This is a genomic window from Halomonas sp. McD50-4 (genome assembly GCF_022348135.1).
GTDB classification, from domain to species: Bacteria; Pseudomonadota; Gammaproteobacteria; order Pseudomonadales; family Halomonadaceae; genus Vreelandella; species Vreelandella piezotolerans.
This window is the reverse complement of the sequence record NZ_JAKRFG010000008.1, coordinates 149,400-174,070: the sequence shown is the minus strand read 5'-3', so window position 1 is coordinate 174,070 and position 24,671 is coordinate 149,400. Positions and strand designations below refer to the sequence as shown.

General features: G+C 55.7%; 23 protein-coding genes. 12 read left to right on the top strand and 11 right to left on the bottom strand.

Annotated elements, in window-relative coordinates:
- Nucleotides 1–276: 276 nt before the first annotated feature.
- Entirely contained in the window at nucleotides 277–690 is a 414-nt protein-coding gene (rnk, locus tag MHM85_RS11715) for a nucleoside diphosphate kinase regulator (RefSeq protein ID WP_139528414.1), read from the bottom strand.
- 246 nt (nucleotides 691–936) lie between these two features.
- On the opposite strand from rnk, the gene rlmM reads away from it, so the two are divergent.
- Nucleotides 937–2,004, top strand: coding sequence for a 23S rRNA (cytidine(2498)-2'-O)-methyltransferase RlmM (rlmM, locus tag MHM85_RS11710; RefSeq protein ID WP_139528415.1), 1,068 nt, complete (start codon nucleotides 937–939; stop codon nucleotides 2,002–2,004).
- A gap of 18 nt (nucleotides 2,005–2,022) precedes the next feature.
- Here the strand turns inward: rlmM and MHM85_RS11705 are convergent, their stop codons facing one another.
- Nucleotides 2,023–2,310: an antibiotic biosynthesis monooxygenase family protein gene (locus MHM85_RS11705; RefSeq protein ID WP_139528416.1), complete on the bottom strand. Its 288-nt coding sequence runs from the start codon at nucleotides 2,308–2,310 to the stop codon at nucleotides 2,023–2,025.
- Nucleotides 2,311–2,337: 27 nt separating this feature from the next.
- Between MHM85_RS11705 and tusA the strand changes: the two genes are divergently transcribed.
- Nucleotides 2,338–2,589 (top strand): sulfurtransferase TusA, encoded by a 252-nt coding sequence (gene tusA, locus MHM85_RS11700; RefSeq protein ID WP_139528417.1) that lies wholly within the window; start codon nucleotides 2,338–2,340, stop codon nucleotides 2,587–2,589.
- Nucleotides 2,590–2,647: 58 nt separating this feature from the next.
- Here the strand turns inward: tusA and MHM85_RS11695 are convergent, their stop codons facing one another.
- The 3 genes from MHM85_RS11695 to MHM85_RS11685 form a co-directional block, all read right to left on the bottom strand.
- Nucleotides 2,648–3,352: a hypothetical protein gene (locus MHM85_RS11695; RefSeq protein WP_139528418.1), complete on the bottom strand. Its 705-nt coding sequence runs from the start codon at nucleotides 3,350–3,352 to the stop codon at nucleotides 2,648–2,650.
- 112 nt (nucleotides 3,353–3,464) lie between these two features.
- Nucleotides 3,465–4,457, bottom strand: a complete 993-nt coding sequence (locus tag MHM85_RS11690; RefSeq protein ID WP_139528419.1) for a DUF3080 family protein — start codon at nucleotides 4,455–4,457, stop codon at nucleotides 3,465–3,467.
- Nucleotides 4,458–4,460: 3 nt separating this feature from the next.
- Complete coding sequence (locus MHM85_RS11685) at nucleotides 4,461–5,879, bottom strand: MATE family efflux transporter (protein ID WP_139528420.1); 1,419 nt, start codon at nucleotides 5,877–5,879, stop codon at nucleotides 4,461–4,463.
- A 136-nt stretch (nucleotides 5,880–6,015) separates the two neighbouring features.
- On the opposite strand from MHM85_RS11685, the gene MHM85_RS11680 reads away from it, so the two are divergent.
- The gene (locus MHM85_RS11680) at nucleotides 6,016–6,594 is read left to right on the top strand and encodes an elongation factor P hydroxylase (RefSeq protein ID WP_139528421.1); all 579 of its coding nucleotides are present in this window, start codon (nucleotides 6,016–6,018) and stop codon (nucleotides 6,592–6,594) included.
- On the opposite strand, the gene MHM85_RS11675 is transcribed toward MHM85_RS11680, so the two are convergent.
- Both MHM85_RS11675 and MHM85_RS11670 read right to left on the bottom strand, forming a co-directional pair.
- Nucleotides 6,591–7,070: a hypothetical protein gene (locus MHM85_RS11675; protein ID WP_139528422.1), complete on the bottom strand. Its 480-nt coding sequence runs from the start codon at nucleotides 7,068–7,070 to the stop codon at nucleotides 6,591–6,593. The two genes, MHM85_RS11680 and MHM85_RS11675, sit on opposite strands and share 4 nt — an antisense overlap.
- Nucleotides 7,071–7,090: 20 nt before the next feature.
- Nucleotides 7,091–7,936 (bottom strand): TatD family hydrolase, encoded by an 846-nt coding sequence (locus MHM85_RS11670; protein WP_239286072.1) that lies wholly within the window; start codon nucleotides 7,934–7,936, stop codon nucleotides 7,091–7,093.
- A gap of 222 nt (nucleotides 7,937–8,158) precedes the next feature.
- Here MHM85_RS11670 and MHM85_RS11665 point away from each other — a divergent pair, with 222 nt between their 5' ends.
- From MHM85_RS11665 to MHM85_RS11645, 5 genes are read left to right on the top strand one after another with little or no spacing between them, the layout of a single operon-like run.
- Nucleotides 8,159–9,388: an ABC transporter substrate-binding protein gene (locus MHM85_RS11665; protein ID WP_218013991.1), complete on the top strand. Its 1,230-nt coding sequence runs from the start codon at nucleotides 8,159–8,161 to the stop codon at nucleotides 9,386–9,388.
- Between the two features lie 43 nt (nucleotides 9,389–9,431).
- Nucleotides 9,432–10,979 carry a fatty acyl-CoA synthetase gene (locus MHM85_RS11660; protein WP_139528424.1) on the top strand — a complete coding sequence of 516 codons (1,548 nt, stop codon included), beginning with the start codon at nucleotides 9,432–9,434 and terminating at the stop codon, nucleotides 10,977–10,979.
- Entirely contained in the window at nucleotides 10,979–12,124 is a 1,146-nt protein-coding gene (locus MHM85_RS11655; protein ID WP_139528425.1) for an acyl-CoA dehydrogenase family protein, read from the top strand. Before MHM85_RS11660 ends, MHM85_RS11655 begins: the two co-directional genes overlap by 1 nt.
- Before the next feature lie 40 nt (nucleotides 12,125–12,164).
- Nucleotides 12,165–13,349 (top strand): beta-ketothiolase BktB, encoded by a 1,185-nt coding sequence (bktB, locus tag MHM85_RS11650; RefSeq protein WP_139528426.1) that lies wholly within the window; start codon nucleotides 12,165–12,167, stop codon nucleotides 13,347–13,349.
- A 38-nt stretch (nucleotides 13,350–13,387) separates the two neighbouring features.
- Nucleotides 13,388–15,040: a fatty acid--CoA ligase gene (locus tag MHM85_RS11645; RefSeq protein ID WP_139528427.1), complete on the top strand. Its 1,653-nt coding sequence runs from the start codon at nucleotides 13,388–13,390 to the stop codon at nucleotides 15,038–15,040.
- A gap of 11 nt (nucleotides 15,041–15,051) precedes the next feature.
- Here MHM85_RS11645 and MHM85_RS11640 read toward each other — a convergent pair whose 3' ends face one another.
- Nucleotides 15,052–16,056, bottom strand: coding sequence for an AraC family transcriptional regulator (locus tag MHM85_RS11640; RefSeq protein ID WP_139528428.1), 1,005 nt, complete (start codon nucleotides 16,054–16,056; stop codon nucleotides 15,052–15,054).
- Nucleotides 16,057–16,209: 153 nt separating this feature from the next.
- Here MHM85_RS11640 and MHM85_RS11635 point away from each other — a divergent pair, with 153 nt between their 5' ends.
- A complete protein-coding gene (locus MHM85_RS11635; RefSeq protein WP_139528429.1) occupies nucleotides 16,210–18,129 on the top strand; it encodes an ATP-binding cassette domain-containing protein in 1,920 nt (639 codons plus the stop codon).
- Between the two features lie 52 nt (nucleotides 18,130–18,181).
- Here MHM85_RS11635 and MHM85_RS11630 read toward each other — a convergent pair whose 3' ends face one another.
- The gene (locus MHM85_RS11630; RefSeq protein WP_139528430.1) at nucleotides 18,182–18,634 is read right to left on the bottom strand and encodes a universal stress protein; all 453 of its coding nucleotides are present in this window, start codon (nucleotides 18,632–18,634) and stop codon (nucleotides 18,182–18,184) included.
- A 145-nt stretch (nucleotides 18,635–18,779) separates the two neighbouring features.
- Here MHM85_RS11630 and MHM85_RS11625 point away from each other — a divergent pair, with 145 nt between their 5' ends.
- Nucleotides 18,780–19,322, top strand: a complete 543-nt coding sequence (locus MHM85_RS11625; RefSeq protein ID WP_139528431.1) for a preprotein translocase subunit YajC — start codon at nucleotides 18,780–18,782, stop codon at nucleotides 19,320–19,322.
- Nucleotides 19,323–19,325: 3 nt separating this feature from the next.
- Here the strand turns inward: MHM85_RS11625 and slyA are convergent, their stop codons facing one another.
- Entirely contained in the window at nucleotides 19,326–19,778 is a 453-nt protein-coding gene (gene slyA, locus MHM85_RS11620; RefSeq protein WP_139528432.1) for a transcriptional regulator SlyA, read from the bottom strand.
- Nucleotides 19,779–19,849: 71 nt separating this feature from the next.
- Nucleotides 19,850–21,007, bottom strand: coding sequence for a DUF5924 family protein (locus tag MHM85_RS11615; protein ID WP_139528433.1), 1,158 nt, complete (start codon nucleotides 21,005–21,007; stop codon nucleotides 19,850–19,852).
- A gap of 257 nt (nucleotides 21,008–21,264) precedes the next feature.
- Between MHM85_RS11615 and fadB the strand changes: the two genes are divergently transcribed.
- Nucleotides 21,265–23,451: a fatty acid oxidation complex subunit alpha FadB gene (gene fadB, locus MHM85_RS11610; protein ID WP_139528434.1), complete on the top strand. Its 2,187-nt coding sequence runs from the start codon at nucleotides 21,265–21,267 to the stop codon at nucleotides 23,449–23,451.
- A gap of 24 nt (nucleotides 23,452–23,475) precedes the next feature.
- Nucleotides 23,476–24,654 carry an acetyl-CoA C-acyltransferase FadA gene (gene fadA, locus MHM85_RS11605; RefSeq protein WP_139528435.1) on the top strand — a complete coding sequence of 393 codons (1,179 nt, stop codon included), beginning with the start codon at nucleotides 23,476–23,478 and terminating at the stop codon, nucleotides 24,652–24,654.
- The last annotated feature ends 17 nt before the right edge of the window (nucleotides 24,655–24,671 follow it).

Here is a 24,671-nt window from a genome sequence, read left to right as displayed (position 1 = left end):
TGGCCGGCCCGAACATAATCAGGCACTTATACCGCAAAGAACCCAGCCAATCGGCTGGGTTTTTTGTTGCGCGCTCGATAAGCGCGCCATTATTCAGGCCCTGAGTACGCTGTGCTCGGGGTTTTTTGCTGTGTGCACGAAGGGGAAGTGAAAAACCATAAGCGGGGAAGGGCGAATAGCATTATTCATGCATTTATTATTCACCCATCCCGTTCATTGCTAAGGTACGGGCACTGGCCACCTTCCTATTCGCATAAGTGGCTCTTTTGATCGACGTTAGCGGTGGTACTGCTTCTCGCGTTCGGGTTGCCAGAGAATCGCGTCTACTCGCAGGCGAGCATTTTGCTGATTGGGCAGCGGCCAGTCGATGGTGTCGCCCACTTTGAGCCCTAATAGGCTGGCTCCAATGGGGGCCATGATCGAAATAGCGTCTTTCGTCGTGCTGAGAGAGTGCGGGTACACCAGTGTACGCACCATCTGCTGGTTACGCGTTAGGTCAGTGAACTGAATCTGGCTGTTCATACTGACGACGTTGTCGGGAATGTCTTCAGGATCCACTACTTCTCCGCGACTAAGCTCGTCTTGTAAAAGCTCAGCCACCATTTGATCCTTGTCGGTGGCGTTATCGATCAAGCGCTGCAGACGATCTGCGTCGAGACGATTAATCAAGAGGGGAGGACGCTGCCCCATGATGCTCTCCTTGGCAAACGCGGCCGAACGACACGGCGTGCGTTGTTAGTCAAATGGTACTGTCTGGCATAAAAAAAGCCCCACCAAGAAGGAAGGACTCAAGATACTGTTTGGATAGTGTACGACACTTCTAATGAAAAGACGACGCGCTTAGAGCGAGGCGCGCAAAGTGCTATGATGCAGGCCGCCGAGCGAGCAAGTGATAAATATCGCATTTATGGATTGCAAATGATTTTGAGGTGAAAGGTGAGCGATACGGTACCCACGTCATGGCTTGTTTACTGCCGACCAGGGTTTGAAAACGATGCGTTAGCAGAGATGCAGCATCATGCACAGCAACTTGACGTGCCCTGTGAGTCGGTGCGAGGTGAAGGTTGGGTAAGTGTCACGCGCCAAGACGGAGAGGCCATTAACGATTTACATCGTCGGGCCGCCTTCCATCGACTCATCTTCGCCAGACAGAGCTTAGCGGCGCTACCTGCGTTAGCATTGTCGCGTGATGATAGGCTAACGGCTATCTTGGAGCAAATCAAAGCAAGCCGTTGGAGTTTTGAAGACATTTGGCATGAAACGCCGGATACGAATGAGGGAAAAGCGTTAGCGGGTTTGATCAAGGCGTTGACCAAGCCATTGCAAAGCATGCTGAAAAAGCGAGGAGCGCTTCGCAAAAAAGCGGGTGGCCGACGTTTACACATATTTTGGACCGATGGTGACCGTGTCCAGCTAGGGATGAGTTTTCCTGATAATCGCAGCGAGCTCATCAACGGAATTCGTCGGTTGCGTTTTCCTTCACGCGCGCCCAGCCGCTCGACGTTGAAGTTGGAGGAAGCTTGGCACGAATTCATACCCAGAGACGAGTGGGATGAGCGTTTGGCCGCGCACATGCAAGCGGCAGATCTTGGGGCAGCGCCGGGCGGCTGGACATGGCAGTTAGTGCAGCGTGGTATGTATGTCTATGCCATCGATAATGGCCCCATGAATAAGCAGCTCATGGACACTGGGCAAATCGATCATCTACGTGAGGATGGTTTTGCGTGGGAGCCGCCCCAGCGATTGGATTGGCTGGTGTGTGACATTGTCGATAAGCCAGTACGCGTATTGGCCATGGTTGAGCGCTGGTTAACGCGCAAATGGTGTAGGGAGGCGATTTTCAACCTCAAACTGCCGATGAAAAAGCGTTGGGATGAAGTGACACGCTGTCTGGCGGCACTGGAAGAAACATTGGCGGCGTCTGGGGTCCACGCCACGATTCGATGCCGCCACCTCTATCACGATCGCGAAGAAGTGACGGTACACGTCAGATTAGCGCATTAGTATGGCAACTGCTGTGTCCTAGTAGCCCGGCTCGTAGATGCGGATGGTTTCATCTTCCGTGAGCAACGGTAAAATACGCTGCATGGCCATGGCGCGCTCTTCGCTCCCGTGCCACTCTTTCCAGGCGCGCAGGTCGCGCCATTTGGTGATCATCAAACGGCGGTCGGTGTGGCCAAGCTCTACCAAGGTTTCACCACCAACGAAGCCCCGGACACCCAGAGAGACACGCATGGCCTCGCGTGCGGCCTGTTCATATTCGTCTTCTAAACCGGGCATAATGCGTCGTTCAATGATGATTTTTATCATAGGTCCGTTTCCTAACCGAGAGAGTCGATGACTGATACTACGGATGATTCCACCGCGTTCGATACGGCATTAGATACCACAGGGCTTTATTGCCCAGAGCCCATTATGTTGATGCATAACAAAGTGCGAGATATGGCGTCGGGCCAAATCTTGAAAGTCGTGGCGACCGATCCTGCCACCACTCGTGATGTGCCAAAGTTCTGCCAATTTCTTGGCCACGAACTGTTACATAAGGAGAGTGAGGGCGATCAATACGTCTACTTTATCCGCTTAGCATGACCCTGTGGAGAGAGACAAGGCGTTTACCGACTAAAGAGTAAACGCCTTGCATAGAGGATTATGGATGGTCACTACTGGGTACGACCATCATGGCAAGTGCCTCTAGTGTGGCTGGGTCCTCGTCCAAAATGCGGTTGGCAATGTGGCGCTGGAAGAAGTAGACGGTTTGATGCTGGGAGTGGGCATCGTAAAGGCATTCATCCCCCAGTAAGATCGGTGTCATAGTGGCCTTTTGCTCATCTGCCAAGACCGCCTCGACGCTGCCATTGCTATAAAGGCGCCATCCATACACCGGCTTCATGTGCCAAGGAGCGCTAGGGTGATTCATGCAGAGCGCATGAGTGCCTAACGTGTCGGGAAGCTGCTGAATCAGTGTGACGTCGCCAGATGATTCATACTCGAAGTAACCGGCTGCCGCGATCAGCTCATCGTATTTGTGGTCAGGCGGAGTGTCGAAGATTTCGTCTGTCTCTGGGTCACGATAACCAACGAAAACACCACTCTCATGACTATCTAGCTCATGACAAGCAACGAGTGACTCCATCCAAGGAACGAGGCCAACGACACTACCATCTTCTCTCAGCCCCCAAGCAAGAATCGGCAGGCCGTAGTAGGTGTCGGGACTCGCAGCGAGCTGGTAGACCATCTCTAATCCATCTAGCTCTGGGGCTAAACGCACTAAATACTTTCGCGCCTGATGACGCTGACGCACGGTTTCCAGGTCGATGACCTGGGCAGAGCGAGTTGACAGGGGTGCGCCCATGGTGTCCCTCCTTGTACTGCGTGGCCACGACGTTGGCAAGCAGCGATCACCGCCTGCCGCTACCTTCACCAATAGCACAGCTTGACCGTCAGGTTAAGCGTAAACATGATTTTTAATCAGGTGTACAAGTAGTGTGTGCGCTCTTTAACGCGGTATGTTCTTTCCAGGTCGATTGAAATTGCGACCACGGTGCCTCTGGATTATCCAGTGAGAGCCAGTCGCGTTGGTAAGTAGCAACAGCATCGGGAGGTGTGATTGGGTGGGCATCGATCAATTGATTGACGCTAACGAGCCATTGCTGTGAGTGAGTGGCCATCGTCTCGATCCAAACGGGTGTGTCCACGGTGAGACAGGCTTCTTCGTCAGAGGTCTGCGTGAGCAGTTGATTAGCTTCACGGAGTCGCTGTTCCGCGAGGAGGAGCGCGCGCAGAACCTCTGCCGTAAGCGGTCGTTCCTGTAATGTCTTAAGGTGATTCTCAAGTCGTGAAGAGTCTTGCTCCCATCGATGGCTGAACTGCTCATTGACCATTTGACGAAGATAAGTGAGGGCAGCTAGCTGCTCGCTAATGTCGTCCGTCCCCCCTGGGGGTAGTGGGCTGCTAGCCCTGGAAAAGCTTTTTTCCCACTCGTCGGAATCGAAGATGGCGTTCCAGCTCACAGCGGGTAGCTGCTCGGTTTTTAGATCGGTTAGCTGCGCCAAGCGTGCTTTGTCGTCATCGCCTAGAGTGTTGGGGATATCGCTATTCCAGCAAGCGTCCAAGCGTTGCCATAGAGAGCGTTCATAAAGCCAGTGCTGGCTGGGAGGGGCGACACGGCCCAACTGATTATTGCGGGCAGCAATCAAGGACGTAATTTGGCACTCACGCAGCGCGTAGATGTTGAGCATGCCGTCGCGGGTTTCTGGCACGTCGATCAAGCGCTGCTGACGCTCAGGGAAAGCACCTATGTTACGCGGCTCTGATCGCGTTGGCAGTGGTGTATCGAGCGCCGCTGCCAACTGCTGGTGGTATTGCTCCCAGGCGTGCTCAGCGCTGTCGTCACTACACCCAACAAGTAAAAAAACCGTAGCGACCGGCCTCCAGAGGGTGCGGAATGGTTTGGGCATACATCACTCCTGTCGACTGATCCTTTTTAAACGCCAAGCCAATAAACAGGCAGCTGTGCTGAGGCCCGCAATCAACCCAATCCAGTAGCCGTGTACACCCAACGGGTCAGACACACTCCCCAGGCCGTAGGTTCCTAGCCAGTGCCCGCCTCCCAAACCAACGATCCAGTAAGAGAGCACGGTAATTACCATCACGATCCGCGTATCTTTGTAGCCTCTGAGTGCGCCAGCCAAGTTGACTTGTAAGGAGTCAGAAAGCTGAAAAATCACCGCCAGTGAAATGATGGTAAGCGCTAACGCTTGAATATCTGCATTCGAGGTATAAAGCGATATCACCCAGGGCGCAGTGAACCACAATAGCGTGCTATTGATGGCAGCAACAATGACGCTGATGACGATACCATTCCAAGCCACTTGGCGCGCCATAGTCAAGCGCTGTTGGCCAAGCGTGTTACCTACGCGAACGGTCAGTGCCATGCTCAACGACATCGGTAACATGAACAGAATGGTCGTATAGCTGAGCGCGATTTGGTGCGCGCCAACGGTCACTTCACCGAAGCTGGCAATGAATAACGCGATCAGCGTGAACAGCGTGACTTCGACGAAAATAGCCACCCCGATCGGCACCCCTACGACGACGAGCTCGCGAATGCCCGCTAAACGAGGTGGCGTCAGCTGCTGCCATAATGACACGCTGCGATAGGTGTTGCCGCGGCGAGTGTAAAGCGCCATAGCGATGGCCATGGTCCACATGGATATGGCGGTGGCAATGCCACAGCCAAAAGCACCCAGTGCCGGGAGCTGCTGCCAACTGACGGGTGCGAGATCGCCAAACAGAATCGACAAACCCTCGCCGCCGTAGATGAGTAAATAGTTACAGGGGACATTGACGGCCAAACCGATCAAGCTGATCCACAGGGCGGGGCGGGTGTGGTTCATGCCATCCGAAAAGGCGCGTAGTGCTTGGAAGAGAGCAATGCCCGGCATGCCAAACGCCACAGCGCTAAGGTAGGCAGCGGACTCCTTTGCAACGCTCGACGGCACGTCCATGCGTTCGAAAATAGGCGCCACGGCGACCCATAGCAAGATTGCGGAGAGTAGGCCCAATGCCAACGCTACCCACAAAGCTTGATGCACGGCTGGGCGAATGGCGTCGTGGCGCTGGCCACCCAGCAAGTGTGCCACGATGGGCGTCAAGCCCATGAGGGTGCCGGTCATGAAGAGCATCAGCGGCATCCATAAGCTCGACCCGACAGAGACCGCCGCCAAGTCGGTGGCGTTGTGCCTGCCCGTCATCATGACATCCACTACGCTCATGCCCGCTTGAGCCAGCTGTGCACCACAAATCGGCAGTGCCAATGTGACCAGCGTGCATGTTTCTGGCCAGTAGATGGATTTGATATCGCTAGTAAAGCCGCCCAAAGTATGGCTCCTGTTTAGCAAAGAGACCTAAGAAAAGTCGATAGAGTAGCAGGAGTCGCTGTGCTTTGCCGTCTCCTCTTTAGCCTTGTGGAGGGGCAGGGGTATACTGCGCGAAATGCATCACGAAAGTATCAACATGGTCACACACGAAAAAGAGCGTTGGACGCTCGACGATATCAGGGCGCTGTTCGATGGTGTGTTTTTAGAGCAGTTTCAAACGCGTCTCGTCAAAGGGGGCGATGAGCCGCTTTATCGTCCCGCAAGTGCCGAATTTCCGTATCATCAAGTTATTTTTGCTCGTGGTTATTTTGCCAGCGCGCTTCATGAAATTAGCCATTGGTGTATCGCAGGGGAAAAGCGGCGGCAGCTCGAAGACTATGGCTACTGGTATCTACCGGATGGTCGGAATGCCGAACAGCAGCAGGCCTTCGAGCGAGCAGAAATTGCGCCACAGGCCCTCGAACGACTGTTCGCTCATGCCTGTGGGCGCACGTTCCACGTCAGCGTTGACAACTTAGGGGGGGAGGTCGAGGTAGACCGAGACGCCTTCGCCGCAAAGGTTGCTGCAAGAGCGCAGACCTATTTATATGAGGGGTTACCGCTGCGCGCCAACGCTTTTCATACAGCGTTGGAGCACTATTACCAGAAACACGCCTCTCTCGATGACGCCATTGACAAGGGAAGAGCGCAGCTAGCGGCATGTGCCGCGGTTTAATCCTGTATGTTTAACTGGCGGTGGAGGGTCAGCATCACTTCTATTTCGTGCTCAGGGCGCATCGGTTCCAGGCCAAGATCGTTGAAGGCTTCGCTACGTAGGCGATGCCACTCTCCGGCATCCAACCGGTCGTAGAGCACCTTGGCCGGTGCAAGTTCAACGAAAGGATCCAGACCATAAGTATCGAAAAGCCTGGCGAGCGCGGCTTCGTCTTCGCCGTTATCGCTGGTATAGAGAGTCGCTGAGAAGTGGTCGTTCTCCAGCTCGCGAATCACGTCCAGCGGGCTGACCCCTAAACTCTCCAACTCTTCGATACTGTACGCGCCCATGACGTTGCTGTCTTCGTCGATCCAGCTATCGTCAGGCTGAATCAGCGTTTGTTTGATACGTCCATCGGGCAGCGACCAGGCAATGGAGAGCGGCAGGCCATGGTCTTCGCCTGTTTCGATGGCAATGAAGCCAGGATAGTCAGCCACGCAGTTGCTCCTTTTAAGCATCAGCATTCAATACGGAAAAAACGTCGGGCGGTCTGCGTCGAAGCAGCCCCCAGCTCGGTGTCGCTTACCTCATGCCAACGGGCGATCTCTTGCACGATCCATGGCAGCAAAGCCGGTTCGTGTCGGCGTCCCTTCAATTTAGCAGGCAAATTCCGGGGCAGTAGGTAAGGGCAGTCGGTTTCCACCATCAGTCGGTCCAACGGAATGTCGCGCACCACTTCGCGTAGATGATGCCCTCGGCGCTCGTCGCAAATCCAGCCGGTGAGGCCGATGTGTAGGTCTAGGTCCAGATAGCCATGCAGGGTCGCTCGATCCGCCGTAAAGCAGTGTATCACTGCCTCACTAATGTCATCTCGCCAGTGGCGGAGGATATCCCGCATGCGCGCTCCTGCATCCCGCTCATGTAGAAACAGTGGCAGGCCGCTTTCTGCCGCCAGTGCCAGTTGGGCCTCGAAGGCATGCTCCTGCTGCGCTGGGGTGGAAAAATTGCGATTAAAATCCAACCCGCACTCTCCAACCGCCACCACTTCCGGCATGCCATAGAGCTGTCGCATCTCTTGGGCGACCGTGTCGGTCCATCCACTGGCATCATGAGGGTGAACGCCCGCCGTTGCGTGAACCCCCGGGTACTGCTGCGCCATGTGCACAGCCTGCTTAGCGTGGGCGATATCGGTGCCGGTCACGATCAGCGTCGTAACATTGGCCGCCTTGGCCCGCGCTAGCACGTCATCCAGGTCGTGCTGGAAGCTTTCGTGGGTCAAGTTCGCGCCAATGTCCACCAAGGGTGTCTCGGGGCGAAATTGCAGTGCTTCGGGTAAAAACGTATCGGCCTCAATGCTTGCCAAACTGTATTCCTCCGCCATGGGTCATTAACGCTATTGTAACGCTGGCGGCTCACAACCACTAATGCGCCTACAATCTGCACGCGGTACGAATGGCACGAATTGCAAAAAAACTGGCTTGTTAGGTAAACAGTAGCCGGGTGTTTACTTTTACTATGCAAGGGGTCCATCGAATAAATGCACAGTAAATACTCCTTCAATAACAACAATAGACAGGTATAAATCATGCAATTATCACGTCACTTCGCAATGACAGCGCTATCCGCTGCGGTGCTTACGGCCGCCTGTGCGCCCCAGGTAATGGCCAATGAAGGGATCTCGGATAACGAAATTCGTATTGGTTATCTAGCTGATATGTCGGGGGTTTACCGTGACCCCATCGGCCCCCTTGGTGAGGATGCCATTCATATGGCCATAGAAGATGTGGGGGGTAGCGTGCAGGGTGCCAATATCGTTGTGTTTAGTGCCGACGACCGAAATAGTCCCGACGTGGGCTCCAGCGTCGTGCGTGAATGGATCGACGAGCGTAACGTGGATATGGTCACAGGCTTGGTGGCGTCATCGGTCACATTGGCGGCGGTGAGCTTGTTGCAAGAGGCCGATAAGCTGGGGTTAGTGAACGGCGCGGTTTCATCTGGAGTGACCAATGAGCACTGTTCTCCCAATCATATTCATTGGGTTTATGACACCTGGGCAATGTCTAATGGTACTGCTAAAGCGATTACGCAAGAGGGCTACAAAAACTGGTACTTATTGAGCGCTGACTACTCGTTTGGTCACGCACTTGAAGCGGACGTCGAGCGTGTCGTCACTGAAAATGGCGGGACCATCGTAGGGCGCGCCCGCCACCCCTTCCCCAACAACGATTTCTCATCGTTTATGCTGCAGGCGCAAGCGTCTGGGGCGGATGTCATCGCCCTGAACAATGCCGGTGGGGACACTATCAACGCAGTGCAAACAGCAGGGGAGTTTGGGGTTACCCAAGCAGGCCAGGTGTTGGCAGGGATGGTGCTGTTTAGTACTGATATTCGCAGTATTGGACTTGAGAATGCGCAGGGTCTGCAGTTTACCAAGGCGTGGTATTACGACCTCAATGAAGAGACGCGTGACTGGGCGGAACGTTTTCGTGAGCGCACGGGCAGCATGCCGACCATGGTGCACGCCGGAATTTATTCCAGTACGCGCCACTACCTAGAAGCCATTGCCGCGGTAGGCACCGATGATACACAAACGGTTCGCCAGCAGATGGCCGATACGCCGATTAACGATATCTTTGCCACGAATGGCTATATCCGAGAAGACGGTCGCATGGTGCACGATATGTATCTTGTCGAAGTGAAAACACCGGAAGAGTCGGCCAATGAAGATGACTTGTTCCGCATCGTGCGGACTATCCCCGCAGAGGAAGCGTTCAGGCCGCTGTCTGAAAGCGTCTGCCCATTGGTAACGAGTTAATCCATCGCTGAAGCCTTTTAGACCATAACAACAAGGACTTAGCATGACGCTTGCCGACTCAATCCATCGTAATACCATTGGCGCTGCGCTTAACCGCAGCGCAGGTAAATATCCTCAGCAGCTGGCTCTTCGCTTCGCTGAGCGCTCTTGGAGCTATCACACCCTCAATGCTGCCGCTAACCAAGTGGCTAACGCCCTTTTGGAGGCAGGGCTGGTGCCAGGAGACCGCCTAGCCGTTTATGGCAAAAACTCCGACGCCTACGTGATTGCTTGGCTGGCAGCGGTTAAGGCTGGGCTGGTGCATGTTCCGGTCAATTTTGCCCTGAGTAGTGAGGAGCTTGGCTACATTTTGCAGCAGTCAGGCGCTAAGGGAGTGCTGAGTGATGCGTCGCTGGCTGACAAAGTGTGTGAGGCCACTCAATCCATCACGCTGACGGTGAATGGCACCTTGCATGCTGTAGAGCCTAGCGGCTTCGATGTATTAGCCAGCGTCGGTTCGTCCCACTCAAGTAAAGAACCTGACGTCGCGCTAGAAGGGAGTAGCCTTGCCCAGCTGCTCTACACCTCGGGCACGACCGCCGCGCCCAAGGCCGCGATGATGAGCCATCAGGCGCTAATGGCTGAATACATGGCGTGTATGGTGGAGCTGGATATCAAAGGCAATGAGGCGATGTTGGCCGCATTGCCGCTTTACCACTCAGCGCAAATGCACGTGTTTTTAATGCCTGCATTACTGCTCGGTGCCCCGGTCACTCTTTTGGAGGCGCCGCTGCCCGAAAGCTGCTTAGCGGCCATGGCTCAACACCAGATTAGCTCTTTTTTTGCGCCGCCTACGGTGTGGATAAGCCTCTTACGCCATCCGCAGTTCGGCCAGCACGACCTCTCTTGCCTGAAAAAAGCCTACTACGGTGCCTCCATTATGCCGGTGCCCGTACTCGAAGAGATGCAGCAGCGCTTTAGCGGTGTGGGGTTATACAACTGTTACGGCCAAAGCGAAATAGCGCCCTTGGCGACTGTTTTACGACCCGAAGAGCATGCCGAGCGCCCGGCATCGGCGGGTCGTCCGATTCTCACGGTAGAAACGCGTATCGTCGATTTAGAGGGAAACGATGTCGCCCCAGGGGAGCACGGTGAAATCGTGCATCGCTCGCCGCAGCTCATGGTGGGTTACTGGGATAAGCCCGAGATGACCGCTGAAGCGTTTCAAGGCGGTTGGTTTCACTCAGGGGATGTCGGTTATGTCGACGAGGCGGGATATCTATACATTGTTGATCGCATTAAAGACGTGATTAACACCGGCGGTGTGTTGGTGGCCAGCCGCGAAGTGGAAGAGGCGCTGTTCAAGCACGAGGCGATTTCTGAGGTGGCGGTGATAGGTCTGCCGGATGAAAAGTGGATCGAAGCGATTACGGCAGTGGTGGTATTAAAAGAGGGCCAGGCAGTCAGTGAAAAAACGCTGATTCACCACGTCAAAGGCATCATGGCGCCTTACAAAGTCCCTAAACGGATCGTCTTCACCGACGCACTCCCCAAAAGCACGGCGGGAAAAATTTTAAAGCGCCATCTGCGTCATGATCTCAAGGAGTCATGATGGACGAGCAGACGCACGCGCTTTTTCACACCATGATAACCCGCTGCTTAGCACAGGAAGTCGCGCCGTATTACCCACAGTGGGAAGAGGCTGGCGAGATTCCACGTTCGTTATGGCAGGCACTAGGAGCCGCTGGATTGCTTGGGATAGATCTAGAGGAGACGTACGGCGGCTCTGGAGCGGATATTGCCCTCACACAGTTGGCGCTTGAAGAGATGTCTCGCCATGGCTTTGGTGGCCTTGCCAGTGCCTACAACATTCACGCCAATATCGTGATGCCCTATGTACTGAATCTGGGGTCGCCTGAACAAAAAGAGACATGGCTGCCGCGAATGGCTCAAGGTGAGTGCTTAGGAGCGATTGCCATGAGCGAACCTCATGCAGGCAGTGACTTGGCCGCAATGAGAACGCGTGCCACCCCAACAGATCAGGGTTGGCAGCTCGATGGCAGCAAACTGTTTATCACCAACGGTCAATTAGCTGACCTGGTGATTGTCTGCGCAAAAACGGATCCTACTGCTGGCGCAAAAGGGGTCTCGCTATTTTTGGTGGACACCACGTTGCCTGGTTTTTCCCGGGGTAAGCCGATCAAAAAAATAGGTCAGCATGCCAGTGATACGGCGGAGCTAGCCTTCGATCAATTACAGCTGCCTGCCAACGCGCTACTAGGTGAAGAGGGCGAAGGATTTCGCTACCTCATGCAAGAGCTGCCCCGGGAGCGCTTGGGGGTAAGCGCTCAAGCGTTGGGGGCGATAGAAGGGGCGCTGGCGCTAACGCTTGAGTACGTCACCCAGCGGAAAGCCTTCGGCCAGCGAATCGGCGATTTTCAAAATACTCGTTTTACGCTGGCGCAGATTAAAGCCCAACTGGAGATGGCAAGGGCCTATTTTGAGCAGTGTGTCGAACGGTATCGACAAGGCACCATGAGCAGTACCGATGCCGCTATTCTCAAGTTACAGCTGAGCGAGCTGCAGTGCCAGGCGATCGATCGCTGCTTGCAGCTATTTGGTGGCTACGGCTACACCCAGGAGTACCCCATTTCACGCTTTTATCTGGATGCACGGGTACAAACGATTTATGCCGGTAGTTCTGAAATCATGAAAGAAGTGATCGCGCGCTCGCTGCTGGGCAAAGCTTCTGAATAGGCGGCAAGCGTGAGCGTGTCATTTTCAACAAGGAGAAGATATGCAGCTGGATAGCGTAGTCATCGTGGGCGGTGCACGTACGGCCATCGGTGGGTTTGGCGGGGCGCTGTCATCGTTTGCCCCGCACGAGTTAGGTACCATCACGGCCATAGAGGCGCTACGCCGAGCTGGGGTAGACGGCGCCGATATTGATCACTCAGTGTACGGTCATATTATTACCACCGGCCCACAAGATGCCTACTTGGCTCGCCATGTTGCGCTCGATGCAGGCGTCCCTAAAGAAGCCGGCGCCTTTAATGTTAATCGGCTGTGCGGCTCCGGAGTCCAAGCGGTGGTGTCAGCGGCGCAGCAAATTGCCATGGGTGATAGCCGTCTTGCCTTAGCAGGCGGTGCCGAAACCATGTCCCGTGGTGCCTACGTATTGGCTCCCCAGGCGCGTCATGGCATCCGGATGGGTGACACTTCCCTTCAAGACTTGACCCTGGGAGTGCTCAGCGACCCATTTGGCAGTGGTCACATGGGGCTCACCGCTGAAAATATCGCTCAGCAGTATGGATTGAGTCGTGAGCAGTTGGATCAGTTCGCCCTCGATAGCCATCAAAAAGCAGCGCGGGCGATATCAGAAGGGCGTTTTGATACTCAAATCGTGCCAGTTGAGGTGACGAAAGGTAAGCAAACGCTGGCCTTTGCCCGTGATGAGCATGTCCGCGAGGGTGTTGAGCTCAGTGATTTAGCACGTCTAAAACCTGCGTTCAAACGCGGCGGCGTGGTCACGGCTGGCAACGCCTCGGGTATTAATGATGGCGCGGCAACGCTGGTCTTGGCTCATGCCGAAGAGGCGCAGACTCGGGGGCTCACTGTGCGTGCGCGGCTTCGAGTCGCCACCACCGCGGGTGTGGAGCCATCGCTGATGGGGTTAGGGCCGATTCCTGCGGTCAAGCGCTGCCTAACGCAGGCAGGGCTAACGATCAACGATATCGATGTGATTGAATCCAATGAAGCGTTCGCGGCCCAAGCGATGGCAGTGGCCGCGACGCTCGGCTTTCCGCTCGAAAAGCTCAATCCCAATGGTGGAGCGGTGGCGCTTGGCCACCCCGTGGGGGCGACGGGCGCCATCTTAATCTTGAAGGCGCTGCATGAGCTGGAGCGTATTCAGGGGCGCTTTGGATTGATTACGCTCTGCATTGGCGGTGGGCAAGGCATCGCGCTGTTGATCGAGCGCTAAGCCGCCCCGGTATCCAATAACAATCAAAGGTAGGTCTTATGTCGACGATAACGCCAAAACTGCTTCCTTCGACGTCCTCTGCCACCAACCCTCCCATGCTGATCAAGGATCTGCTGGAGTCCGGTGTGCGCATGGCGGGCAACAATCAGATTGTGTATCGTGATCAAACCCGTCACGACTACCGTCGGTTTCAAGAGCGTGTTCAACAGTTGGCCCACCTTTTAACCTCACAAGGCGTTCAGGCCGGTGACGTGGTGGCCGTGCTCGATTGGGACAGCCACCGCTATCTAGAGTGTTTTTTCGCCATTCCCATGATCGGTGCGGTGCTACACACAGTGAATGTCCGCTTAGCGCCTGAGCAGATCCTATACACCATGGAACACGCGGAAGATGTCTTTGTGCTGGTGCATGAAGACTTTGTGCCCCTGTTGGAACCGCTGGCCCATCAGTTGCCCAATATTCGCGGTTATCTACTCTGCCAGGAAACCACCCAGGAAGTGACCACTCCGCTCCCCCTGGTGGGAGAGTTTGAAACGCTGCTGGCTGAGCAACCCAGCCACTATGAGTTTCCCACGTTCGATGAAAATGGCGTGGCCACCCTGTTCTACACCACCGGTACCACGGGCAATCCGAAAGGGGTGTTTTTCACCCACCGTCAGCTTGTGTTGCACACGCTAGGTGAAGCCAGCACGTTCCAAGCGCCCGGCTTCGAGCTGCTGAACCGAGATAAGGTGTATATGCCGATTACGCCGATGTTTCACGTGCATGCCTGGGGCGTCCCTTACACCGCCACGCTGTTAGGGGCGACACAGGTGTATCCGGGCAAATACGAGCCCGAGATGCTGGTGAAGCTGCTGGTCAGTGAAAAGGTCGATTTTTCGCACTGTGTACCGACGCTGCTCAACATGGTGGTCAGTGCCGAGGCGATTGCGTCGAAGAAGGTCGATCTAACTGGCTGGAAGGTTCTGGTAGGCGGCAGCGCACTGACTCAGGCATTGGCAAGTCGTGCCTGGGCGTTGGGGATCGATACCCGTAGCGCCTACGGGATGTCGGAAACCTGCCCGCTGCTCACGGCCGATATATTACCGAAAGAAGTCACTGAGGCTGACTTCGAGCATCAGCTTCCGTGGCGCTGCAAAGCGGGGCTTCCGGTGCCGTTTGTCAGGCTGCAGGTGGTCGATCTCGACGGCCAACCGCTCCCCCACGATGGTAAAAGCGTGGGCGAAGTGCGTGTTCAAGCGCCTTGGCTCACCCAGGCTTACTATAAAGAAGAGCAGCGCAGTGAAGAGCTGTGGCAGGATGGCTGGCTGCATACCGGGGATGTGGGATCGCTGGACGAGCACGGCTTCCTATCGATTAGCGACCGCATTAAAGACGTCATCAAAACGGGCGGCGAATGGCTGTCATCGTTGGAGTTGGAAAGCTATATCAGCCAGTGCCCCGGGGTTGCTGAAGTAGCAGTGATTGGCGTGGCAGATGATAAATGGGGGGAGCGACCGGCTGCGCTGGTGGTGCCCAGTGATATCGAGCAACCGCCTACCGTTGAAGCGATTCAGGGCTTTATGGAGCAGTTTGTTGCGCAAGGAAAGCTGAACCGTTGGGGCGTTCCCTCGCTGATCCGTATCGTCGATGAAATTCCCAAAACCAGTGTCGGCAAGCTAGATAAAAAGCGCATCCGCACGGAGGTATAGACGCTACCACCTCACCCTGTCGCCTGTGCCTTACGGTAGGCGGCAGGGGAGTTTCCCGTCCACTGCTTGAAGGCGCGGCTAAAGCAGGCCAAGTCCTCGAAGCCCAGCGTTTCTGCGATGGAAGCGAGCGTCCGCTGGCTTCGGGTGAGCGCTTGAATCGCATAGTCACGGCGGTACTCATCTTTCACGGCTTGGAAGTGCGTCCCCTCCAGTCGTAAATGCCTCGATAGTGTTCGAACGGAGACATGCAGCGCCTCGGCGACCTCTTGCACGGTACATGCATCCGGCAGGTGACGGCTGAGATGCTCTCTCACCCGGTGAGTCGCTAAACGATCTTCAAACGAGACATAGAACCAATCCGCGGGGGCGCGCTGTAAAAAAGCCCCTAGGTGCCGCTTCGTTTGCCGGATAGGCTGCTCCAATAGCGACTTATCGAAGTAAACGGCCGTTTGTGGCTGATCGAATTTTACTTTGCCAGGGTAGAAGTAGAGGTAGTCGGCACTGTGTGTGGGTTGCGGATAGCTGCACTCCATCAACACGGGCGGTATCTTGCGAGCGATCAACCATGAAGCGATGCCATGAAAAAGCTTGAGCATTAATTCGTGCACGAAAATACGGCTGCCCGGCAGCGGCGCATGCTCCTCGAGCGCCATCCTCGCTAGGTCGTTGTCGATGGTAAAGGTGTAGCCAAAGTCATCCAGCATGATGCGAAAAAACTGGGTGTAGCGATGGAGGGCTACCTGGAGCGTTGGCGCGTCCAACATACTCAAGCAAAGCAGCTTGAGCGTTCCGCAGCGTAACGGGCGGGAGAAAAAGCGCGGCGTTTCATCGTCTAACTCGACGGCCAGCCGACGATATAACTCCGCGAACTGCTCGACGGTAACACGCCCGTGAGGGGCGCTGAGTAAAAAGGGGGAAATGCCCGCCTGTACTAGATAATGCGTGGGGGGCTGCCCCGCAAATGTAAGGCCACGAAAGAGTTCGTTGACGAAATGCATGGAGACCGTAACTGTCACGGTGATTTCACCTTGCCCGCATCTTTAAACACCGCTTTATAGTCGTGATCCTTCCGTGACGTTAGCACGTTGTCTCGCTTGGCTCTACAAGGGTGCATCGTAATTCGGAAGCATGCGTTACACTGTGCGCCTCACGATGAAGGAGGACACTGCGTGACCCTGTTACGACTCGAACAGCTGCAACTCGCTTACGGCACCCAAGTACTGCTCGATCGCGCCGACCTGACGGTTGAAAGAGGCGAGCGGCTGGCGCTGGTCGGACGCAACGGCACCGGTAAATCCACGCTACTCAAGCTCGTAGCGGGCGATATTCAGCCGGATGATGGCACCATTTGGCGCGCCCCCGGTTTGAAAATCGGCGTGCTGGCTCAGGAGCTTCCCGAATCCTCGGGGATGACCATCTTCGATATGGTGGCCCAAGGCCTGCCCGAAGCAGGTGAGCTGCTGTCGGAATATCAACACCTGATCAACGATCCTGACCCGGACATGAATCGCATGGCGACGCTTCAGACGCGGCTCGAGGCCATTGACGGCTGGTCGTTTCATCAGCGTATCGATGTCGTGCTCACACGACTGGGTTTGCCACCCGAAGCGGAGATGAGCGCACTTTCCGGCGGCTGGCGTCGTCGGGTGGCGCTGGCCCGTGCGCTGGTTTCCGAGCCGGACCTACTGCTGCTGGATGAGCCGACCAACCATTTGGACCTCGATACCATCGCGTGGCTGGAAGAGCAGCTGCTCGCTTTCAACGGCGCTGTGCTGCTGATCACCCACGACCGTGCGTTTCTGTCGAAACTCGCCACGAATATTTTAGAACTGGATCGCGGGAAGCTCGGGCGTTATCCCGGTGTCTACAGCGAGTATCAAGAGCGCAAACAGCACGAGCTGGAGGTCGAATCGCGCGAAAATGCATTGTTCGATAAAAAGCTCGCTCAGGAAGAGGCCTGGATTCGCCAGGGGATCAAAGCGCGCCGTACCCGTAACGAAGGGCGCGTCCGCGCGCTAGAAGCCATGCGCAATGAGCGCAGCCAACGCCGCGAGCGTCAAGGCACCGCCAATCTCACGGTGGATAGTGGCGAACGCACCGGTAAGCGGGTGGTCGAGCTCAAAGGCGTTACTCAGCGCTTTGGTGATGAGGTGATCCTGCGCAACGTGAACCTGGAAGTGATGCGTGGCGACCGCATCGGCTTCTTGGGGCGTAACGGTGCCGGTAAAACCACGCTGTTGAAAATATTGCTTGGCGAGCTGGCCCCTACCGAAGGCAGCGTACAGTTGGGCACTAATCTCAAAGTGGCCTATTTTGATCAGCTACGGGCCGGCCTCGAGTTGGAAAAAACGGTGTATGACAACGTAGCCCAGGGGAGTGATCGCGTTAGCGTGGGCGGTAAAGACCGCCATGTCATGAGCTACCTGCAAGATTTTCTGTTCACCCCAGACCGCGTTCGTCAGCCAGTGAAAGCGCTTTCCGGTGGTGAGTCCAATCGCCTGCTCTTAGCCAAGTTGTTCACGCAGCCTGCTAACGTGTTGGTGCTGGATGAGCCCACCAACGACCTGGACATGGAAACCCTGGAGCTACTCGAAGAGCTACTGCTCGATTTTGATGGCACGCTGCTTCTGGTTTCCCACGACCGAACCTTCATGGATAACGTGGTGACCAGCATGCTGGCCTTCGAAGGTGAAGGGCGTGTGCGCGAATACGTGGGGGGCTACACCGACTGGATTCGTCAAGGAGGGCAGCTGCCGCCCGCTCCCTGGGAGGGGGCAGCGCGTCAACAAACGGAGCCTACTCGCGCAGCGGAAGAAAAAACGCCACCGGCAATGGCGGCGGAGCCTGCGAAAAAAACCGTCAAGCTCTCTTACAAGCTTCAACGTGAATTGGATGCGCTGCCTGCTGATATCGAACGGCTAGAGAGTGACGTGGAAGCACTTGAGAAAGAGATTGGCGACCCCGCTTTTTATCAGCAGGAAGCCACGGCGGTCACTGCCAAGCTACAGTCACTCGAGAAGGCCCAGCAAGCGTTGGATAGTGCCATGGAGCGCTGGATGGAGTTAGAAGCCATGGCGAACGGAGAATAGAACGCGTAGTGAAATGCCAAAGGCCCCGTGAGGGGCCTTTGAGATTGACAAGTCACTCGTCGCTTTTTTCACCTTTTTTACCCACACGCACGGCGAGCACATCGCACTGTGCGCCGTGAAGAACACCGGTCGACGTAGAGCCCAGTAACAGCGCGAAACCGTGGCGACCATGGGAGCCGACCACGATCAAGTCGACGTTATGCTCATCGGCGAAACGGTGGATCTCGGTGTCAGGCATACCCACGACTACGTGTTGATCGGCGGCGTCGACGTGGGGAGCAGCAATGTCAGCCAAGCGTTTTTTGGCATGATCATCGAGCTGGTCTTGTATGCTGGTGAGGTCCATGGGTATGTCGCCGCCGTAGGCGAATCCCAAGGGTTCCAGAGTGTGCATGATCGAAATTTTCGCGCCGTTGTTGCGCTCGGCAATCGCCACCGCACGCTCAAGGATTTTGTGAGAGTCTTTGGTTAAGTCGACGGCGACCAGGATATGGCGATAGCTCATGGCGTATCTCCTTGGTGATGTGCCACACAGAAAGGCTCTGTTCGATACCTTTACTTTAGGTCTGAAAATGAATCTTAACAACGACCTAGGTCATGGTTTTTAAATATTGCGAGTTGAGTTTGACGAAAAGAGGGTAAGCGTTGCAATGGAATGGTTGATCATCGTTTTTATTCTGATGTTTGTGATTGCGCCAGTCATGTGGTTAAAACCAAGCCCGCGCCAAAAGCGCCAGATGGCGCTGCGCTCCTGCGCAGCGCGTCAGGGGGTGATGGTCAAAATGGCCAAACCGCCGCTCCATCACTTTAGAGGCACCATGCCGGCTTATCGCTGGCACTACGCGCAGTCCGCGCCTGGGCCAGATTTTTTATTGGTGAGAAACTCCAATGCCAGTGAGGCATTAGAGCCCTTTCATGCAGGCTGGCGCTGGCGCATTGCGCCGCTGCGTCCCTTGCCCGATGTGGCCAGCACACACTTACGAACTCTGTTAGAGCGTCTGCCTCAGGATGCGTTGGTATTGGAATCTAACGCCCATTCGCTGACGCTATGGTGGTGGGAATCACAAACCGCCGAGCGGTTTACGCGCTATTTGGCGGATATCGAACCTCTCAAGAAGGCGTTGAGCGGCCTTTCAGACCACCCACCCGCCAAACCGCTAGCGCCAGATGGCGTGGAACAAGGAAACGTCTAATGATTAGGCTGTGGGGCTATCTTGATCCCTTGCCTGAATCGCCAGACCGTTGGATTCGATCAGCGCAAGCCACTTATCCAACTGGTCCAGGTCCTGTTCGCTCAAGCCCGCTAGCATCTCCTGACGCGCAGCCAGTACCACACTATCGATCTGCTCCAGGAGCGGCATGGCGGCTGGGGTAAGATAGAGCCGTTTGCTGCGTCGATCGTTATCGCAGGCGCGACGCTCGACCAGACCTTGCGCCTCCAACTGTCCTAAAGTACGCACCAACGACGGCGCCTCGACACCGATCGCGCGCGCCAAATCACACTGAGGATTGCCTTCCCCCAGTTTCCAAAGATGGTACAGCGTCACCCACCGGGTTTGGGTCAGCCCTAATGGTGCCAGCCTGCGATCGAGGATCGAGCGCCACAGATGGGGCAAACGAGCAATACGAAAACCAATTGTTGATGCCATAGGTAACTAACTGCCAAAAGTGTAAGTGAACGAATTGTCATAAGCTGCGCCGCTGAATGCAAGGCGTTCTGTCACTCGGTCTGATTAGCGTCATTTTGGGTGGCGCCATTACCCGGAATGAAACGACGTAAATTCAGAGCGCTCAAACCGCTCGCACGGACCGTGCCATCGGCCACGGTAGCGGCGTTAACATCTTCCGAGACAGTAAACCGAATCAATCCAAGCCGCTGGCCACCGTCGGTCATGATATCGACACGCCACTCGCCAGAGGGGTCTTGAGGGAAATTCTGTTTATGGCTCCAGGCGCGGTATCCCTGTTCGCGGCCACCGTTGATCGCCAGTGCAACGGTATCCAGCGCTTTTCCATTATGATGCCACGCATGGTAAATCGTTTCGCTCAGCCCTCGCGGGGCGCGAATGGCCGTATAGACGTACAGGCCGTTGCTGCGAATGGCCTCGGGCGTCAGGGTCAGCGACCCTTGCGGGGCGCGCTGCTGCGTATCGAAAGCGGGGGAGAGCGCCGTGCTGGTCATCCACAGGCTGGCGGGCGGTACCCATACGCGGCCAAGCCATGCCCCGTAGGCCAGTAGCACGGTAAGCGCAAAAAATCCCAACCAGCGCGCGAGAGAGCGTTTTTTGAGTAGATGCCAGAAGCTGGGCAGCGCCACGAGTACCGTCAAGACTAAGGCAAGTAGCATGCTCTGGCCGGTGGTCAGGTGAACCATGATGGGGAGTATCACCAGCAGAACAAGAAAGACGCACTGAGCATGAAACATGAAATAGAGGCTGCGCCAGCGGCCAGCGAGTTTGTAGTAGAGCGGGTCAATGATCGACCACACGGCCATGCCTATGACCAAGAGCGCGAAGAGTGCTTGTCCACTGTTCCACACCGTAGTGACTAGAATAAAGGGCAGGGTGAAAAAAAGCGTCTCTTGGTGGATCATTTGCGCAATAAAGGCCGTTACGCCTTTCGGCAGCGTCGGGTGACCACGATGGGAGAGCCAGCGGCCAATCACACTTTCAGATAGCAGTAGTAGCCAAGCGAACAGCAGGCCGAGTGCCAAAGCTGCGCCTAGCCACTGCTGCCGATCCACCAAAAAAAAGCTGCCGAGCCCGGCCGCAAACGCCATCGGTGGCCAAAGCCAGCTCCAGGGCTTCAAGCGCTCGACGATTCGTTCTATGCATCCTTGCAGTGCTTCTAGTCGCGCGGGTGTGAGGAGTGTCCCCATAGCGTCAAAAACTCATCAATGAAACGTATATGATCGTTGGGATCGTGATTAAAGTCGATGTGACGACGAAGTGTGGAAGAAAAAAGCGCAAGAAATGTGCTCATGGCCATGTGAACTGGGGGGCAAGCGAATTAGCCAAAAGTCAGGGCTTGACGTACTGATGTAACTCAACCAAGCTAAAGCAATCAAACGACCGTATGAAATGCGTGGCGGGCACGTTACCGACGTGCCAGCCCGAACTTGTGGAGAGAGCGCGAATGATCTATCAAGGCAATGCCATCACGGTGGAGCGTCGTGACACCCAGGGTGGCAATGACATCGCAATGCTCACTTTCGATTTGAAAGATGAGTCCGTCAACAAGCTATCTAGCGCCGTCGTGGCCGAGCTAGGCGACGCTGTCAAAGCGATTCAGGCCGAAAGTGGTTTGGAAGGGTTGATGATTCGCAGCGCCAAAGACGCCTTTATCGTCGGCGCCGACATCACAGAATTCCACAGCCTGTTCCACAAGGGCGAAGAGTACTTGGTGGAGATGAACCTCAAGGTTCACGACATCTTCAACGCCATTGAAGACCTGCCTTTCCCTACGGTGACGGCAATCAACGGGTTGGCGCTGGGCGGCGGCTGCGAAGTCCTGCTAACCACCGACTTCCGCGTGATGAGTGAGAAAGCCAAAATTGGCTTGCCGGAAACCAAGCTGGGTATTCTGCCGGGGTGGGGCGGTTGCGTGCGTCTGCCGCGCCTGATCGGTGCCGATAATGCCGTCGAGTGGATTGCTGGTGGTACCGAAAACCGTGCCGATGCTGCCTTGAAAGTAGGCGCCGTGGATGCCGCTGTTGCCCACGAGCAGTTGGAAGAGGCGGCACTGGATATCCTCGACCGCGCCAATGCAGGCGAATTGGATTATCACGCTCGTCGCGAAGAGAAAAAATCACCGCTCAAACTCAACGCCATCGAACAAATGATGGCGTTCGAAACCGCTAAAGGATACGTCGCTGGCAAAGCGGGCCCGCACTATCCCGCCCCGGTTGAAGCGATCAAAGTGATCCAAAAAGGCGCCGGTGAGACCCGCGCCCGCGCTCAAGCCATCGAAGCCAAGTCGTTCGCCAAACTGGCGCTAAGCAGCGTTGCCTTCAACTTGGTGGGCCTGTTCCTGAACGACCAAGTGGTCAAGAAGAAAGGCAGCAAGTACGAGAAACAGGCGCAGCCAGTCAAGCAAACCGCCGTGTTGGGTGCTGGCATCATGGGTGGGGGTATCGCCTACCAGAGTGCCAGCAAGGGCACACCGATCCTGATGAAAGACATCAAGGACGATGCCATCGAGCTTGGCCTCAAAGAAGCCCGCAAACTGTTCGCTAAACAGGTAGAGCGTAAGAAGCTCACCACCGAGCAGATGGCCGAAAAACTCTCCAATATCCGTCCAACCCTCTCTTACGGCGATTTTAGTAATGTCGATTTGGTCGTAGAAGCGGTGGTCGAGAACCCCAACGTCAAAGACGCCGTGTTGACCGAAGTAGAGGACAAGGTAAGTGAGAACACGATTCTGACTTCCAACACGTCGACCATTTCGATTAACCGTCTGGCCAAGAATCTGAAGCGCCCGGAAAACTTCTGTGGCATGCACTTCTTCAACCCCGTGCACCGCATGCCGCTGGTGGAAGTCATTCGTGGTGAGAAAACCTCGGACGCCGCCGTTGCCGCAACCGTGGCTTATGCTCGGGCCATGGGTAAAACCCCCATCGTGGTGAATGACTGCCCTGGGTTCCTGGTCAACCGTGTGCTTTTCCCTTACTTCGGTGGCTTTAGCTTCCTGGTCGAGCAAGGTGCCGACTTCCAGCGCGTCGATAAAGTCATGGAGAAGTTTGGCTGGCCAATGGGCCCGGCGTACCTGCTGGACGTCGTCGGCATGGATACCGCCGTGCACGCCAATGATGTGATGGCTGAGGGCTTCCCAGATCGTATGGCACGTGAGGGTAAAACGGCTATTCAGGTCATGTACGATAACAAGCGCTTGGGCCAGAAGAACGACAAAGGCTTCTACGCCTACGAAGAAGATAAGAAGGGTAAGCCGAAGAAAGTGAGCGACGAGCAGGCTTACGCACTAGTAAAAGAAGTGGTGAAAGAGCAAAAAGAGTTTTCGGATGAGGACATCATTGCTCGCATGATGGTGCCGCTGTGCCTTGAGACCGTGCGTTGCTTGGAAGATGGCATCGTCGATACGCCCGCAGAAGCCGACATGGCGCTGATTTACGGCATTGGCTTCCCTCCCTTCCGTGGCGGTGCGCTGCGCTACATCGACGCGCTGGGCGTGGCTGAGTTCGTCGCGATGGCGGATCGTTTGGCAGAAGAACTAGGGCCGCTGTACGCGCCTACCGAGAAGCTCCGCGCCATGGCCAAGAGCAACGAGCAGTTCTATGCGGGCGCCACGGCAAGCGCTCAGGCCTAAGTCACCACCCACAGGAGAAATAAGATGAGTTTGAATCCGAGAGATATCGTGGTGGTGGACGGTGTTCGTACCGCCATGGCGAAAGCGAAAAACGGCGCCTTCCGCAACGTGCGTGCCGAAAACCTCTCCGCTGCCGTGATGCAGGCGCTGTTTACCCGAAACCCTAATCTGGATCCGTCGGAAGTAGACGACGTGATCTGGGGCTGCGTCAATCAGACACTAGAGCAGTCCATGAACATCGCTCGCAACGCGGCGATCATGACCGGTATTCCTCGTACGGTGCCTGCCCAAACGGTGAACCGCCTCTGCGGCTCTTCGATGACCGCACTGCATATTGCTGCTGCAAACATTAAGGCGGGCATGGGTGATTTTTACGTGATCGGCGGTGTTGAGCACATGGAGCACGTACCGATGGCTCACGGCGTCGACGTGAATCCGGCGGCGAGTAAATACGCGGCCAAAGCCGCCATGATGATGGGGCTCACGGCGGAACTGCTGGGTAAAATGCACGGTATTTCCCGCGAAGATCAGGACAAGTTCGGTGTCCGTTCGCATCAACGTGCACAAGCGGCGATGGAGAAGGGCTACTTCGACAATGAGATCATCGGCGTCGAAGGTCACGACCAGCGTGGCTTCAAAGTGCTTGTGAAAAACGATGAGGTGATTCGCGCCGATGCCAGCCTGGAATCCATGGCGAACCTGAAGCCGGTCTTCGATCCGCGTAACGGTACCGTGACGGCGGGCACTTCGTCAGCGCTTTCAGTGGGCGCTTCCGCCATGGCCGTGATGAGCTACGAGCGTGCCCAGGCGCTGGGGCTGGAGCCGATTGCCAAAGTACTCTCAACCGGTGTCGCAGGCTGCGATGCATCTATTATGGGGTATGGTCCGGTACCTGCATCTAAAAAAGCCTTGAAAGCGGCTGGCTTGTCTGCAGCGGATATTCAAACCGTCGAGCTGAACGAGGCATTTGCCGCCCAGGGGCTGCCGGTGTTGAAAGACCTAGGCTTCCTGGATGTCATGGACGAAAAAGTGAACCTGCACGGCGGTGCCATCGCCTTGGGTCACCCGTTAGGCTGCTCCGGGTCGCGCATTTGCACGACACTGCTGAACGTCATGCAGCAGCGCGATACCACCCTGGGCCTAGCCACCATGTGTATTGGCATGGGACAAGGGGTTGCCACGGTGTTCGAGCGTTTGAAGTAATATGCGCTCTTCCCCGT

Bases quoted from the DNA above. Each gene is read 5' to 3' on its own strand.
- MHM85_RS11660 (WP_139528424.1), top strand. From the start codon at position 9,432: ATGACGCTTGCCGACTCAATCCATCGTAATACCATTGGCGCTGCGCTT.
- MHM85_RS11630 (WP_139528430.1), bottom strand. From the start codon at position 18,634: ATGAGCTATCGCCATATCCTGGTCGCCGTCGACTTAACCAAAGACTCT.
- MHM85_RS11695 (WP_139528418.1), bottom strand. From the start codon at position 3,352: ATGGGCGCACCCCTGTCAACTCGCTCTGCCCAGGTCATCGACCTGGAA.
- MHM85_RS11680 (WP_139528421.1), top strand. From the start codon at position 6,016: ATGGTCACACACGAAAAAGAGCGTTGGACGCTCGACGATATCAGGGCG.
- MHM85_RS11690 (WP_139528419.1), bottom strand. From the start codon at position 4,457: ATGCCCAAACCATTCCGCACCCTCTGGAGGCCGGTCGCTACGGTTTTT.
- MHM85_RS11625 (WP_139528431.1), top strand. From the start codon at position 18,780: ATGGAATGGTTGATCATCGTTTTTATTCTGATGTTTGTGATTGCGCCA.
- slyA (WP_139528432.1), bottom strand. From the start codon at position 19,778: ATGGCATCAACAATTGGTTTTCGTATTGCTCGTTTGCCCCATCTGTGG.
- rnk (WP_139528414.1), bottom strand. From the start codon at position 690: ATGGGGCAGCGTCCTCCCCTCTTGATTAATCGTCTCGACGCAGATCGT.
- MHM85_RS11615 (WP_139528433.1), bottom strand. From the start codon at position 21,007: ATGGGGACACTCCTCACACCCGCGCGACTAGAAGCACTGCAAGGATGC.
- MHM85_RS11655 (WP_139528425.1), top strand. From the start codon at position 10,979: ATGGACGAGCAGACGCACGCGCTTTTTCACACCATGATAACCCGCTGC.
- tusA (WP_139528417.1), top strand. From the start codon at position 2,338: ATGACTGATACTACGGATGATTCCACCGCGTTCGATACGGCATTAGAT.
- MHM85_RS11705 (WP_139528416.1), bottom strand. From the start codon at position 2,310: ATGATAAAAATCATCATTGAACGACGCATTATGCCCGGTTTAGAAGAC.
- fadB (WP_139528434.1), top strand. From the start codon at position 21,265: ATGATCTATCAAGGCAATGCCATCACGGTGGAGCGTCGTGACACCCAG.
- MHM85_RS11645 (WP_139528427.1), top strand. From the start codon at position 13,388: ATGTCGACGATAACGCCAAAACTGCTTCCTTCGACGTCCTCTGCCACC.
- bktB (WP_139528426.1), top strand. From the start codon at position 12,165: ATGCAGCTGGATAGCGTAGTCATCGTGGGCGGTGCACGTACGGCCATC.
- MHM85_RS11665 (WP_218013991.1), top strand. From the start codon at position 8,159: ATGCAATTATCACGTCACTTCGCAATGACAGCGCTATCCGCTGCGGTG.
- fadA (WP_139528435.1), top strand. From the start codon at position 23,476: ATGAGTTTGAATCCGAGAGATATCGTGGTGGTGGACGGTGTTCGTACC.